Raw genomic sequence first — 13773 nt, 5'->3', positions numbered from 1 at the left:
GCTCCGTCCCAGCCCACCGCTCCCCTGCCGGGCCGACGCTCACGACGCGCGGTACGCGCCGACCAACAGCGTGTCGGCAGCGTGCGGCCCCTGTCCGCCGGGCAGTACGTCGACGCTGATCCGCGTGAACCCGGCCTCGTCGAGCAGTTCGGTCCATACCCGTCCCTCGAGCACCCAACGGCGCATCGTGATCGTCTCCCCTTCGGACGTCCTCACCGGGATGTCGGCGTGCCGCACGTCGGACTGCGCGGGCGTACCGCCGAGGTGGTGGGCGAGCGTGGAGAACACCAGCCTCCCGCCGGGCCGCAACGCGCCGGCCGCGGCCGGGAGCAGTTCCCGCGGCTCGGTGAAGTCCACAGCGCCGAAGACGCTGTGGAGCACGTCGTACGTGTTCCGCGTCTCGCGCAAGTGACTCACCGCATCGGCCTGCACGACGGACAGGCGGGGCGCGAGGTGGCCGTACAGGTCGACGGCCATGGCGCACTGGGCGGGCGAGGCGTCGACGGCGACGATCCGGGCGGGCCGGTGGTGGACGGCCAGGTGGGCGGCCTGCCGGGCCGCCCCGGCCCCGAGGTCGCCGACGTACCGCCCGGTCAGGTCGCCCAGGGCTTCGGGCCCCGGCCCACCGTCCTGGCTCCAGCTCCAGCAGAAGCCGCCGGGGACGTCCCGGTCGGTGGCGTGGCGGGTCCGGCCGTAGTGACGCCAAAGGTCAGCCGAGGAGTCCGTCACCCGCGTCATCCCGACGAACATGGCCGGACAACGGGCCGGTTCGACCGGACCCCATCCGGCGCCTCAAGGCCCCGGCCATCGGCGAGAGGACCCCGGTGAGGGCCGAGGTCCAGCTCCGCCCATACGGTCTTGCACGGCACCGGGCCCGTTCGCACGCCCCAGCGGTCGGCCAGCTCCCCGACCAGGAGCAGGCCGTACCCGGATTCGGCGGGCCCCGCCCCACCGGCCGGCCGTTCCTGCGGGGGCGGTTGATCGCCCCGGGGGTCGGTGACCTCGATGCGCAGGGTGCCGGGCGCCGTGACGGTGAGGCCGAGCCGGAAGCTCCGCCCTGCCACCCGCGCGTGCAGGACGGCGTTCGCGGCGAGTTCGGCGACGATCAGCCGGGCCGGGTCCAACGACAGCCTCCAGGCTTCCAGTTGCTCGGCGGCCAGCAGGCGGGCGAGGCGGGCGCCCCGGCGGGTGGCGGAGAGCGGCACGGAGTACTGGCGGAGCGGGGTGCTCGATACGACGGTTTCCTGATTCACGTCACCCAGGGTCGCGGTACGCGCACCTTTCGTGAAGAAGGGCGGCCCGTGCGGCCGACGGCTGTCCGTGAGGTGCCCGGTCTCGTCCGGGCTGCCCGGTGCGGCAGACCTCCCTCAGGATGCCGGCAACGGCAGGCAGGGCATCCGCGGGTGCCGCAGGTGCTGCCCGCCGTCGTGGACGCACAGGGTGAAGGTCTCCGCTCCCGGCCGTCCTGCCGTGTCGTAGGCGTCGAGAACGCGCTCGACCCGTTCCCACAGCCGCACCGGACCTCCCTCCCGCACCTGCCAACCGCCCTCGGTCGGCGTCAGTGTGGCGGCCGACCCGCTGACCACGTCGACCAGGTGCACGACGTCGCCGTCGGTGGTCAGCTGTGCGTCGGGCACCGCGCTCTGTACGAGGAAGCGCAGGTGGAAGGCCTCCTCGCTCGCTGCGGTGATCCGCTCGGGACCGTGCCGGACGACCCGCGCCTCCCCCGGCGGCACCGCCGCCCAGTGGGCGGGGTTGCCGAAGGCCGGCGCCGCGTGCGTACGCGCCGGCATGAAGGAGACCGTGCCGCCCAGCAGGTGCCCCTCGGCAGTGCCGTCCCCGCCGACCGTGAGCAGGACGCGGGCGTAGCCGTGGAGCCAGCCGGAGAGCGTCAGCAGGATCTTCCCGCCCGGCCGGGTCTGGGCGACCAGGGCCGGGGGCACGGCCCGGAAGGAGCAGGCGGCGACGATCCGGTCGAACGGGGCCTCGGGCCGGTACCCGTACAGCCCGTCCGCGACCGCGAGGGTGGGGGCGTAGCCGCAGCCGTGCAGCGCGCTCGCGGCCCGTTCCAGCCGGTGCGGGTCCACCTCGATGCTCGTCACGCCGACTGATCCGAGGCGTTCGCAGGCGAGCGCGGTCGAGTACCCCGTCCCGGTGCCGATCTCCAGCACCGTGTGCCCCTCCCGGACGTCGGCGTCGGCCCACATCCGCACCACGAGCGACGGCAGGGTGGAGGACGAGGTCGGGACTCCTCCGTGCCGCTCGGCCGGGTGCTCCCAGTCGGGCTCGTCGCCGTCGAACTGCGTGATGAGCGTGGTGTCGGAGTACGCGGCGGCCAGCCAGCGCCCGTGGTCGAGCGCGGCGGTGACCGGCTGCCACACGGTCAGCCCCTGCCCGTCGCGCTCCTCGCCGGGCAGGTGGAAGCCGGGCACGAACCGGTGCCGGGGCACCGCCTCCACCGCCGCCCGCCAGGCCGGATCGTCCAGCACCCCGCGTACGGCGAGGTCCTCCGCCATGAGGGCGCGCAGTCGCGCGGCATCAGTGTCGAGGTCGACGGGCGGCGTCATGAACGGCCCCTCCTCTGGGACTGCGGGCCGTTCCCGTCACCGCCCCCGGACACGGAGGCGGTACCGGTCGTCCTCGATGTCCCGTGCCTGCCCATCTCGACCGGCCGCCCGGCGGTGTCGGCGTAGCGGGCGGTCTGCATGACGGGGCCGAGCGTCACGGTCGCGTACGGCGGCGGCCCGACCGGCAGCCGGTCGGTGACCAGGCGCAGCGCCCAGGGAGTCTCGGGGGCGAGTGTCGTCATGGGGTTCCCTTCTCTGTCCGCCATGCGGAGTTCCAGATTCCCGCCACTCAGTGTGCTCATGCGTGTGCACACTGTGAATACGGGCAGCTCGTACGGTCGGTGGCTGTACGTCGGCTGTCCGGTTTCTGTCCGCCCTGCCCGGGGTGACCGGGCGCGGGCGGCCGGAGTTGGTCCGAGGAAGGGCGCGCGACGGGAGGCGGCGAACATGGGCGAGTGGGAAGCGGGGCTGGACGACGAAGAGGCTGGGGCCGTGATGCGCACGGTCACCCGGCAGTTGAAGCTGTGGCGGGAGGCGGCCGGGCTCACCCAGGCGGAGTTCGGGGCGGCGATCGGGTACGGGGAGGAGTTGGTCTCCTGCGTGGAACGGGGGCGACGGATTCCCCGGCCGGAGTACTTGGACGCGGCGGACGAGGTGCTGGGCGCGGGCGGGAAGATCTCCGCGATGAAGAGGGACGTGGCGGAGGTCCGGTACCCGAAGAAGGTGAGGGACTTGAAGAACATGGAGGCGGAGGCTGTCGAGCTGTGCGCGTACAACAACTCCGTCGTCCATGGGCTGTTGCAGACCGAGGACTACGCACGGGCCGTGTTCAACGCCCATCGACCGGTGCTCACCGAGGAAGAGGTTGAGCAGCAGGTCACGGCACGCTTGGCACGCCAGGAGATCCTTGATCTCATGACTGGGCGGCGCGTCTTCAGCTTTGTGCAGTGCGAGTCGACGCTTCGCAGGCCCATGGGAGGCAGAATGGTGATGCGCCAGCAGCTCGAACGGCTGTTGGAAGTAGCTCAGTTGCGCAACGTGGACCTTCAGGTCCTCCCCCTGGACCGCGAGGTGAACTCCGGGACCGGCGGTTCGTTCCGGCTGCTCAAGCTCAGGGGCGGAACCACAGTCGCGTTCAGTGAGTCGCCCCTCAGCAGCAGAGTGACGACTGATCCCAAGGAAACGACGGCCCTCGACATCCGCTATGGAGCTCTGCGCGCCCAGGCTCTCAGCCCACAGGATTCGTTGCCCCTGATCGAGAAAGCACTGGGAGAGACAAGACCATGACGCTCAAGGCCTCTGAAACCGACACCACGCCGGAATGGATAAAGAGCAGCTACAGCACGTCCGACGGCCCCGACTGCGTCGAGGTGGCAGCGGTCCCTGCCCACATTCTCGTCCGCGACTCCAAGAACCCCCGCGGCCCCCGCCTCGCCCTAGCCCCCACCACCTGGGCGACCTTCCTGCCGTACGCCTCGGGCCGCTGACGCGAACGGGGCGGGGACAGCACGCGTGTGCTGTCCCCGCCCCGCCGCTCGTCGGGATCAGGTCGTCGACCGCCGCCTGCGCGCCCCCGGCCGCCGCTCGCTCGGCCGGGTCACCGGGTCGCCGGCCTCCAGCGCGGCCAGCCGGCGCCGGGCGCCGAAGTCGGCCAGGGCCTCCGCCAGCTTGTGGACCGACGGCTCGGGGGCCATCACGTCCACGCGCAGGCCGTGTTCCTCGGCCGTCTTCGCCGTCGCCGGGCCGATGCAGGCGATCACCGTCACGTTGTGCGGCTTGCCCGCGATGCCGACCAGGTTCCGGACCGTCGACGACGAGGTGAACAGCACCGCGTCGAAGCCGCCGCCCTTGATCGCCTCACGGGTCTCCGCCGGCGGCGGCGACGCGCGCACGGTCCGGTAGGCCGTGACGTCGTCGACCTCCCAGCCCAGCTCGATCAGGCCCGCGACCAGCGTCTCCGTGGCGATGTCGGCGCGCGGCAGGAAGACGCGGTCGATCGGGTCGAAGACCGGGTCGTACGGAGGCCAGTCCTCCAGCAGGCCCGCCGCCGACTGCTCGCCGCTCGGCACCAGGTCCGGCTTCACGCCGAAGGCGATCAGCGCGTTCGCCGTCTGCTCGCCCACCGCGGCGACCTTGATCCCCGCGAAGGCACGGGCGTCGAGGCCGTACTCCTCGAACTTCTCGCGGACCGCCTTCACCGCGTTGACCGAGGTGAACGCGATCCACTCGTAGCGGCCCGTCACCAGGCCCTTGACCGCCCGCTCCATCTGCTGCGGGGTGCGCGGGGGCTCCACCGCGATCGTCGGGACCTCGTGCGGCACCGCGCCGTAGGACCGCAGCTGGTCGGAGAGCGACGCCGCCTGCTCCTTCGTGCGCGGCACGAGCACCTTCCAGCCGAACAACGGCTTGGACTCGAACCACGACAGCTGGTCGCGCCGGGCGGGGGCGCTGCGCTCGCCGACCACGGCTATGACCGGTCGGCCGCCCTCCGGGGAGGGCAGCACCTTCGCCTGCTTCAGCGTCTGCGCGATCGTGCCGAGCGTCGCCGTCCAGGTGCGCTGCCGGGTGGTCGTACCGGCGACGGTGACCGTCAGCGGGGTGTCGGGCTTGCGTCCGGCGGACACCAGTTCGCCCGCCGCGGCGGCCACGGAGTCCAGCGTGGTGGAGACGACCACCGTGCCGTCCGACGCGCCGACCTCCGTCCAGCACCGGTCGGACGCCGTGCGCGCGTCGACGAACCGCACGTCCGCGCCCTCGGCGTCACGCAGCGGCACACCGGCGTACGCGGGCACGCCGACCACCGCCGCGACACCGGGGACGACCTCGAACGGCACCCCGGCCGAGGCGCACGCCAGCATCTCCTCGGCGGCGTACGCGTCGAGCCCGGGGTCACCGGAGACCGCACGCACGACCCGCCTGCCGCCCCGCGCGGCCTCCATGACAAGATGTGCGGCATCCCGCACCGCGGGGACACCGGCGGTTGTTGACGCGCCGTCGACGACCGTCAGCTGGGGCGTGCCCGTACCCGGATCCGACGTGTCGGAGTCCGTGTGCACTTCGGCGACGCCCTGCCTCGCGTGCGTGCGTACGACGTCGAGCACCTCGTGCTCGGCGACGAGGACGTCCGCGTTGGCCAGCGCCTCCACGGCGCGCAGGGTCAGCAGTCCCGGATCCCCGGGTCCGGCACCGAGGAAGGTGACGTGCCCGTGTTCCGGAGGGGCGGGAAGGGTGGTGGGGCTCACTGTGCTCGCTCCCCCATCAGACCGGCCGCGCCCTGCGCGAGCATCTCGGTGGCGAGTTCGCGACCGAGCGCCATCGCCGCCTCGTGCGTCTCGGGCACGGGACCGGTGGTGGACAGCTGCACCAGCGTGGCGCCGTCGGTCGAGCCGACGACGCCCCGCAGGCGCATTTCCTTGACAGACTGCCCGTCGGTCAGGAGATCGGCCAGCGCCCCCACGGGTGCGCTGCAGCCGGCCTCCAGAGCGGCGAGCAGGGAACGCTCGGCCGTCACGGCGGCCCGCGTGAACGGGTCGTCGAGCTCGGCGAGCGCGGCGATGAGTTCCGCGTTGTCCGCGGTGGTCTCGACCGCCAGTGCCCCCTGGCCGGGGGCGGGCAGAATCGTGTCGACCGACAGGACGTCGGTCACCTCGTCGCTGCGGCCGACCCGGTTCAGACCGGCGGCGGCCAGCACCACGGCGTCCAGTTCGCCCTTGTGGACGTACCCGATGCGGGTGTCGACGTTGCCCCGGATCGGGACCGTCTCGATCTCCATGCCGCGGCTGCGCGCGTACGCGTTCAGCTGCGCCATGCGGCGCGGCGAACCCGTGCCGATGCGGGCGCCGCGCGGCAGGTCGGTGAGCTTCAGCGCGTCACGGGTGACCATCACGTCGCGCGGGTCCTCGCGCACCGGGATGGCCGCCACGACGAGCTCGTCGGGCTGCGCCGTCGGCAGGTCCTTCAGCGAGTGCACCGCGAAGTCCACCTCGCCCCGCGCGAGCGCCTCGCGCAGCGCGGCCACGAACACGCCCGTGCCGCCGATCTGCGCGAGGTGCTCGCGCGAGACGTCACCGTACGTGGTGATCTCGACGAGCTCGACGGGCCGTCCGGTCACCTGGCTCACGGCTTCCGCCACCTGCCCGGACTGGGCCATGGCGAGCTTGCTCCGCCGCGTCCCCAGCCTCAGTGCCTTCTCAGTCATGCCGGCCCTCGGTTCCTTGCGTTCTTCTCGGTGCTTTCCTCGGCTCGGGAGACGGAGGCCACCGTCTCGGGGTCGAGGTCGAACAGGGTGCGCAGCGCGTCCGCGTACCCGGCGCCGCCGGGCTCGGCCGCGAGCTGCTTGACCCGTACCGTCGGCGCGTGGAGCAGCTTGTCGACCACCCGCCGCACGGTCTGGGTGATCTCCGCGCGGTGCTTGTCGTCCAGGCCGGGGAGCCGCCCCTCCAGACGGGCGATCTCGCCGGCCACCACATCGGCCGCCATGGTGCGCAGGGCGACGACGGTCGGCGTGATGTGCGCCGCCCGCTGCGCCGCCCCGAACGCGGCGACCTCGTCGGAGACGATACGCCGGACCTGGTCCACATCGGCAGCCATCGGAGCGTCCGCGGAGGCTTCCGCGAGCGACTCGATGTCGACGAGGCGCACCCCGGCGAGGCGGTGCGCCGCCGCGTCGACGTCCCGCGGCATCGCCAGGTCCAGCAGGAACAGCACGGGCTCGGGGCGCGGCGGCTCGGCCACCGGCTCCGGGCGGCGCCGCTCGGGGATCCGGCCGACGGCGGACGCGGTCGCGGCGAGCGCGCCGATCAGCTCGGCGTCGGTCTCCGGGCCGCCGCGGCCGGTCCGGCCGCGGTCGACGGCCGTCCCCGCGGCCCACGCGGCGTGCTGCTCCAGCGTCGCCGCGTCCATGCCGGCGACGGCGGCCTCGCCCATCACGGAGAAGCCGGGCCGTACGGCGGACAGGTCCAGCGGGCAGTTCTCCTCCGTGCCCACGGAGGTGGGCGGGAGCGGGGTCCCGGCCGCCTCCGCGGCCTCGGCGTCCGGGCCGACGACCGGCTGCCGTCCGACGCGGCCCTCGACGCCCCCGGCGATCTCCTCGGCCGTCAGGACCAGTCCCGTCGCACCCGTGCAGGAGACGACGACGTCGGCACGTGTCAGCTCGAACGGCACCGAATCCATCGGGACCGCGCGGGCCAGCACGTCCGTGTCGTCGCCCTCGGCCAGGATCCGCGCGAGGCGCTCGGCGCGCTCGGGCGTGCGGTTGGCGATGACTATCTCGCCGACGCCGGCCCGCGCGAGCGTGGCCGCGGCCAGCGAGGACATCGAACCGGCGCCGATGACCAGCGCCTTCCTGTCCCGGGCCCAGGTCTCGACGGGCGCGCCGGCGGACAGCTGCTCCAGGCCGAAGGTGACCAGGGACTGCCCGGCGCGGTCGATGCCGGTCTCGGAGTGGGCCCGCTTGCCGACCCGCAGCGCCTGCTGGAACAGGTCGTTCAGCAGCCGTCCGGCGGTGTGCAGCTCCTGGGCGCGGGCGAGCGCGTCCTTGATCTGGCCGAGGATCTGGCCCTCGCCCACGACCATCGAGTCAAGGCCGCAGGCCACCGAGAACAGGTGGTGGACGGCCCGGTCCTCGTAGTGCACATAGAGATGAGGAGTGAGCTCCTCCAGGCCGACCCCGCTGTGCTGGGCGAGCAGCGTGGACAGCTCGGCGACACCGGCGTGGAACTTGTCCACGTCGGCGTAGAGCTCGATGCGGTTGCAGGTGGCGAGGACGGCGCCCTCGGTGGCGGGCTCGGCGGCGACCGTGTCCTGCAGCAGCTTGGTCTGCGCGTCCACGCTCAGCGAGGCCCGCTCCAGCACGCTGACCGGCGCGCTGCGGTGGCTCAGTCCGACGACGAGGAGGCTCATGCCGGCATCACGGCGGGTACGTCCCCGTCGGGTCCCTGGTCGGTGGCGGCGGACGGCCGGCGGGTGGCGGCCGGGGCGGCGGCGGTGTCGGCCGCGGCCTCCTCGCCTGCCTTGCGCTGCTCGTGGAAGGCGAGGATCTGCAGCTCGATGGAGAGGTCCACCTTGCGCACGTCGACCCCGTCCGGGACGGTCAGCACGGTCGGCGCGAAGTTCAGGATGGAGGTGACACCGGCGGCCACGAGACGGTCGCAGACCTGCTGGGCGGCGCCGGCGGGGGTCGCGATCACACCGATCGACACGCCGTTGTCCGTGATGATCGACTCGAGCTCGTCGGTGTGCTGCACCGGGATGCCGGCGACGGGCTTCCCGGCCATCGCGGGGTCGGCGTCGATCAGCGCGGCGACCCGGAAACCACGGGAGGCGAACCCGCCGTAGTTGGCGAGGGCGGCGCCGAGGTTGCCGATCCCCACGATCACGACCGGCCAGTCCTGGGTCAGGCCGAGTTCGCGGGAGATCTGGTACACGAGATACTCGACGTCGTAGCCGACGCCCCTGGTCCCGTAGGAGCCCAGGTAGGAGAAGTCCTTGCGCAGCTTCGCGGAGTTGACCCCCGCGGCAGCCGCCAGCTCCTCCGAGGAGACCGTGGGCACCGAGCGCTCCGAGAGCGCGGTGAGGGCGCGGAGGTACAGCGGAAGGCGGGCGACGGTGGCCTCGGGAATCCCTCGGCTACGGGTCGCCGGTCGGTGAGTTCGGCCAGTTGCCACGGTGCTCCTGCGGGTAGAGCGGGGCTTCAGGCGGTCATACGTCAGGTCATACGTCCCCGGACCGCCCCGTCGAATGCAGGCTATGCCTTTGTGAACGCGTGCACAAAGATTGTGTCCGATTTGCCCGGCCAACGTGACCGGGGTCACGCGCCCCCGGCGCGCTCGCGGGGAACCGGCGCACGAACGCCGCCGTCCCTTTTCTTCTGGGGGCAAAACCGCACACTCTCCTCTGTGAATCCCGCCCCCGAGACCAAGTCACCATCGATCCTAAGCGACTTTCGGTCAGTTTGAACTGGTCGGTCAGTCGGCGAGAGCCCTGCGGAGACGGTCCTCGTTCACGCGCCAGAAGGTGTGCTGCTCGCCGTCGACGAGGACGACGGGGATCTGCTCCCAGTACCGGTCGTGCAGCTCCCGGTCCTCGGTGATGTCCTTGTGCTCCCACGGGACGCCGAGCTCCCCGCACACCTTCTCCACCACCACCTGCGCGTCGTCGCACAGGTGACAGCCGGGCTTGCGGACGAGGGTGACGAGCCGGTCTTGCGGGGCGACCGGCGTGTTGCGGCGGAAGAGAGGGCTCATACGGGTCATTGTCGCGCGCGCCCCGCCGCCCGGACCCGAAGAGTTCACGAGGCTCGAACCTCTCGGCTCCGGAACATCCGCACCGACTGGCTATGCTCACGCCATGGCCGCTCTCGGATGGCTCACTCCCCGTAGGCGCTCCGCCACGGCGCGGAGCGTGTTGGCAGGCGAGGCCTCTGCGGAGGCAGCACGCAAGTCCACCCAGGAGGTTTCCGAACGCGAACCGGAGTTCCCGGTCGTCGGGGACGAACGGGCCGCCGCGTTCTTCGACCTGGACAACACCGTGATGCAGGGTGCGGCCCTGTTCCACTTCGGGCGGGGCCTGTACAAGCGGAAGTTCTTCGACACCCGCGAGCTCGCCCGGTTCGCCTGGCAGCAGGCGTGGTTCCGGCTGGCCGGGGTGGAGGACCCCGAGCACATGCAGGAGGCCCGCGACTCGGCGCTCTCCATCGTCCAGGGGCACCGCGTCTCCGAGCTGCGGTCCATCGGCGAGGAGATCTACGACGAGTACATGGCCGAGCGGATCTGGCCGGGGACCCGGGCGCTGGCGCAGGCGCACCTGGACGCGGGGCAGCGGGTGTGGCTGGTGACGGCGGCGCCGGTGGAGATCGCCACGGTGATCGCCCGCCGGCTGGGGCTGACCGGGGCCCTGGGGACGGTCGCGGAGTCGGTCGACGGCGTGTACACGGGCAAACTGGTGGGCGAGCCGCTGCACGGTCCGGCGAAGGCGGAGGCGGTGCGCGCACTGGCGCTCGCGGAGGAGCTGGACCTGAGCCGCTGCGCGGCGTACAGCGACTCGCACAACGACATCCCGATGCTGTCGCTGGTGGGCCACCCGTACGCGATCAACCCGGACTCCAAGCTCCGCAAGCACGCCCGCCGCATGGAATGGCGCCTGCGCGACTACCGCACCGGCCGCAAGGCGGCCAAGGTCGGCATTCCGGCGGCGGCGGGCGTCGGCGCGGTGGCCGGCGGCACGGCGGCCGCCATCGCCCTCCACCGCAAACGCCGCTGATCCCTCACCCCACCGCCCCCGGGGACAGCCGCCGCCACCGCTCCCGCGGGCAGCCGTGCCTCACCCGGCGCCTCGAGGGCCCGGGAGGCGCCCCGCAGGCGCCGGGCCGCGCGAACACCCCGGCCCGCACCGGCACCGGGCCTCCGTGACGCACGGCCCCCGGTCAACCCCCGTCCCCCCACCGAACCGGTCACCGGGGACCGCTTCCGCCGCCCCGCACCGAAACCCGGCCAATCCGACTGCCTTACCCCGCAACCCCCTTGTCCAGTCCTCTTGGCTGCACACGGCCACAACCCGCCCCACTCCGCCCCGAAACACGAACGACCCCGGTCAAAAACCGGTCGTCAAACCACACCCAACCGCCCATCAACCGGCCACGGAAGCGACGCAATCGGTGATTTAAGCAACTCGGCGTAGCGGACCCTGCACGAAGCGTTATTCTCCTCAGACGCAATCCGGTACCCGCCCGTAGCCACTACGGGTGAACGGTCCCGCACTGCACGTGATGGAAGCTCTGCCTCTGGGAGTCCCGTGTACCCACACGTCGGGGTTGACGCCTCGGGCCTGGCTACGCTGCGCGCGACAGTCGCGACAGCCCGAGACCTGCTGCGCGGCATCGTCCCCACCGCGCACACGGTCCCCGCGTTCGCCACCGCCCCCGCCGCCGGCCCGTGCTACGCCCTCGCCGACGGCGGCGCGATCGGCGGACGGGGGCGCCGCCCCACGACCCTCGCCGCCACGGCCAAGGGCGCGGCCAGGGGGGCCTCCGCCAGGACGACCACCGGCGCCCCCGCCGCCCGCCGTCCCGCCGCCGACAGCGACAGCGCCCGGATGATGGATCTCGTCGAGCGCGCCCAGGCTGGTGAGGCCGAGGCCTTCGGGCGGCTGTACGACCAGTACAGCGACACCGTCTACCGCTACATCTACTACCGCGTCGGCGGCAAGGCGACCGCCGAGGACCTCACCAGCGAGACCTTCCTGCGCGCGCTGCGCCGCATCGGCACCTTCACCTGGCAGGGCCGCGACTTCGGCGCCTGGCTGGTGACCATCGCCCGCAATCTCGTCGCCGACCACTTCAAGTCCAGCCGCTTCCGCCTCGAGGTCACCACCGGGGAGATGCTCGACGCCAACGAGGTCGAGCGCTCCCCCGAGGATTCCGTTCTCGAGTCCCTGTCCAACGCCGCCCTCCTCGATGCCGTACGACGACTCAACCCCCAACAGCAGGAGTGCGTCACGCTCCGATTCCTCCAGGGCCTGTCCGTCGCCGAGACCGCCCGCGTGATGGGCAAGAACGAGGGCGCCATCAAGACCCTCCAGTACCGGGCCGTCCGCACCCTCGCCCGGCTCCTCCCGGACGACGCCCGCTGACCGCGCCCACCCATCGGCCGGAACACGCTCCGCGACACCCAACTCACGTAGAGTGAAAGCCGGTTGGCTTCCCCGTTCGGCCGTCCCGGCTCCGTAACCCAAGTGCCGCGCCGCTCGTTGTGCGGGATACAGGCTCCCTGTGGTCACCCCCTGGCCTACTTCGATCACCCGTTCGTGTGCCGTGGTCAGGGCGGGGACCCCTCAGGACCCCTGGGGAGTCGACCGTGATGACGAGAGGAGGTGCCGCCTGTGATCGCGAACGTATCGGCGCACCGGCGGGCGAACGCCTTCGCCCAGGCCCTGGAGGAGCAGTCCGACCGGGGCACGGCGGCCGAGCAGTCCGAAGGATCGGCACCGGCCCCGGCCGCCGCCGCGGAGACCGAGCGGGCACCGCTGCTCGCACTGGCCCACGGCCTCGGCGCGCTGCCCAAGCCGGAACTGGACCCCGAGGTCAAGGTCGTCCAGCGGGCCCGGCTGGTGGCCGCGTTCGAGGCCATGCTCCAGGAGGGCACCGCTGCGGGCGAGGCGACGGATCAGGCCGTACCCGGACAGCGCTCGCGCCGGACCGGGGGCGCCCACCGGGCGGCCCCGCTGGGCAGACTGCGGCCGCGGTCGCGGCTGACCAAAGGGCTCGCCGCGGGCGGACTCACCGTCGGCGTCGCCGCCGGCACCCTCGGCGGAGTGGCCGTCGCCAGCTCCGACGCCCTGCCCGGTGATTCCCTCTACGGAGTCAAGCGCGGCATCGAGGACGTCAAGCTCGGCCTCGCCGACGGCAACGACGAGCGTGGCCGGGTCTACCTCGACCACGCCTCCACCCGCCTCGGCGAAGCCCGCCGGCTGATGGAGCGCGACCGCGGCGGCTCCCTCGACCACGAGTCCCTCGGCGAAGTCCGCCGCACCCTGTCCGGCATGCGGCACGACGCCGCCGAGGGCCACCGGCTGCTGCGCGAGGCGTACGAGCGCGACCCGGACTCCCTGGGCCCCATGCAGGCCCTCTCCTCCTTCTCCCAGGCCCACCGCCACACCTGGGGCGCCCTGCGCGACCGGCTGCCCGTGCAGCTGGGGGACGTGAGTCAGCAGGTCTCGTCGGTGTTCGACGCCATAGAGGAAGACGTCGCCCCGCTGCGGTCGATGCTCCCCCAGCCCCCGACCGACGAGGAGGGCGACGGCGCACAGCGGCGCGGATCCGAGTCGGCACCCGCCACCCCGTCGTCCGGCGCGACCTCCTCGCAGTCCCCCGACGGCGACGCCTCCGGCGAACGCGACCCCGGCAGTGCCGGGCCCTCCGGTTCCGCCGACGCCGACCGCGAGAGCGACGGCCTGCTCGACGGCGACACCGGCGACCTGCTCGCCCCGCCCGAGGAGAGCGGCGCCCTCACCACCCCGCCACCGGCGACGGGCGGCTTCAGCCCGCCCTCCGCCCCCGACGTCGTCATCCCGCCCCTCCTGCCCGGCCTCCTCCCGGGCCTGGGCATCGACGGCGAGGACGTGGAGTAGCACCGGGGACGCGGTTCCCCGCGCCCCTCCAGAGGCGTGGAGAACCGCGTCCCTCCAGCAGGGGCGCGGGGAACCGCGCGAA

14 protein-coding genes are annotated in these 13773 nt (G+C 72.8%); 5 read left to right on the top strand and 9 right to left on the bottom strand.

The window, feature by feature from the left end; genetic code table 11:
• Positions 1-39: 39 nt before the first annotated feature.
• The 4 genes from ACZ8ZB_RS19045 to ACZ8ZB_RS19030 form a co-directional block, all read right to left on the bottom strand.
• Positions 40-738, bottom strand: a complete 699-nt coding sequence (locus ACZ8ZB_RS19045) for a class I SAM-dependent methyltransferase (protein WP_470738895.1) — start codon at positions 736-738, stop codon at positions 40-42.
• Complete coding sequence (locus tag ACZ8ZB_RS19040; protein WP_470741524.1) at positions 735-1262, bottom strand: ATP-binding protein; 528 nt, start codon at positions 1260-1262, stop codon at positions 735-737. The genes ACZ8ZB_RS19045 and ACZ8ZB_RS19040 overlap by 4 nt, the downstream gene beginning before the upstream one ends.
• Positions 1263-1367: 105 nt before the next feature.
• Positions 1368-2567 (bottom strand): ATP-grasp peptide maturase system methyltransferase, encoded by a 1200-nt coding sequence (gene tgmC, locus ACZ8ZB_RS19035; RefSeq protein ID WP_470738894.1) that lies wholly within the window; start codon positions 2565-2567, stop codon positions 1368-1370.
• Positions 2564-2809, bottom strand: coding sequence for a putative ATP-grasp-modified RiPP (locus ACZ8ZB_RS19030; protein ID WP_470738893.1), 246 nt, complete (start codon positions 2807-2809; stop codon positions 2564-2566). Before ACZ8ZB_RS19030 ends, tgmC begins: the two co-directional genes overlap by 4 nt.
• A gap of 205 nt (positions 2810-3014) precedes the next feature.
• Here ACZ8ZB_RS19030 and ACZ8ZB_RS19025 point away from each other — a divergent pair, with 205 nt between their 5' ends.
• Entirely contained in the window at positions 3015-3854 is an 840-nt protein-coding gene (locus ACZ8ZB_RS19025; protein WP_470738892.1) for a helix-turn-helix domain-containing protein, read from the top strand.
• The gene (locus ACZ8ZB_RS19020) at positions 3851-4054 is read left to right on the top strand and encodes a DUF397 domain-containing protein (protein WP_470738891.1); all 204 of its coding nucleotides are present in this window, start codon (positions 3851-3853) and stop codon (positions 4052-4054) included. Before ACZ8ZB_RS19025 ends, ACZ8ZB_RS19020 begins: the two co-directional genes overlap by 4 nt.
• A gap of 57 nt (positions 4055-4111) precedes the next feature.
• Here the strand turns inward: ACZ8ZB_RS19020 and ACZ8ZB_RS19015 are convergent, their stop codons facing one another.
• The 5 genes from ACZ8ZB_RS19015 to ACZ8ZB_RS18995 all read right to left on the bottom strand — a co-directional run bounded on the left by ACZ8ZB_RS19015 (position 4112) and on the right by ACZ8ZB_RS18995 (position 9811).
• Positions 4112-5809: a bifunctional uroporphyrinogen-III C-methyltransferase/uroporphyrinogen-III synthase gene (locus ACZ8ZB_RS19015; RefSeq protein ID WP_470738890.1), complete on the bottom strand. Its 1698-nt coding sequence runs from the start codon at positions 5807-5809 to the stop codon at positions 4112-4114.
• The gene (hemC, locus tag ACZ8ZB_RS19010) at positions 5806-6765 is read right to left on the bottom strand and encodes a hydroxymethylbilane synthase (RefSeq protein ID WP_470738889.1); all 960 of its coding nucleotides are present in this window, start codon (positions 6763-6765) and stop codon (positions 5806-5808) included. Before hemC ends, ACZ8ZB_RS19015 begins: the two co-directional genes overlap by 4 nt.
• Complete coding sequence (locus ACZ8ZB_RS19005; protein WP_470738888.1) at positions 6762-8468, bottom strand: glutamyl-tRNA reductase; 1707 nt, start codon at positions 8466-8468, stop codon at positions 6762-6764. The genes hemC and ACZ8ZB_RS19005 overlap by 4 nt, the downstream gene beginning before the upstream one ends.
• Complete coding sequence (locus ACZ8ZB_RS19000) at positions 8465-9232, bottom strand: redox-sensing transcriptional repressor Rex (RefSeq protein WP_470738887.1); 768 nt, start codon at positions 9230-9232, stop codon at positions 8465-8467. The genes ACZ8ZB_RS19005 and ACZ8ZB_RS19000 overlap by 4 nt, the downstream gene beginning before the upstream one ends.
• A 300-nt stretch (positions 9233-9532) precedes the next feature.
• The gene (locus ACZ8ZB_RS18995; protein WP_470738886.1) at positions 9533-9811 is read right to left on the bottom strand and encodes a glutaredoxin family protein; all 279 of its coding nucleotides are present in this window, start codon (positions 9809-9811) and stop codon (positions 9533-9535) included.
• Between the two features lie 103 nt (positions 9812-9914).
• On the opposite strand from ACZ8ZB_RS18995, the gene ACZ8ZB_RS18990 reads away from it, so the two are divergent.
• The 3 genes from ACZ8ZB_RS18990 (at position 9915) to ACZ8ZB_RS18980 (ending at position 13691) form a co-directional block, all read left to right on the top strand.
• Complete coding sequence (locus tag ACZ8ZB_RS18990; protein WP_470738885.1) at positions 9915-10826, top strand: HAD family hydrolase; 912 nt, start codon at positions 9915-9917, stop codon at positions 10824-10826.
• Positions 10827-11357: 531 nt separating this feature from the next.
• On the top strand, positions 11358-12194 hold the full coding sequence (locus ACZ8ZB_RS18985; protein ID WP_470738884.1) for an ECF subfamily RNA polymerase sigma factor, BldN family: 837 nt from the start codon (positions 11358-11360) through the stop codon (positions 12192-12194).
• Between the two features lie 249 nt (positions 12195-12443).
• On the top strand, positions 12444-13691 hold the full coding sequence (locus ACZ8ZB_RS18980) for a DUF5667 domain-containing protein (protein WP_470738883.1): 1248 nt from the start codon (positions 12444-12446) through the stop codon (positions 13689-13691).
• Positions 13692-13773 lie beyond the last annotated feature (82 nt).

Source organism: Streptomyces sp. 12E, from assembly GCF_055633275.1.
This window is presented reverse-complemented; position numbering and strand designations above follow the sequence as displayed.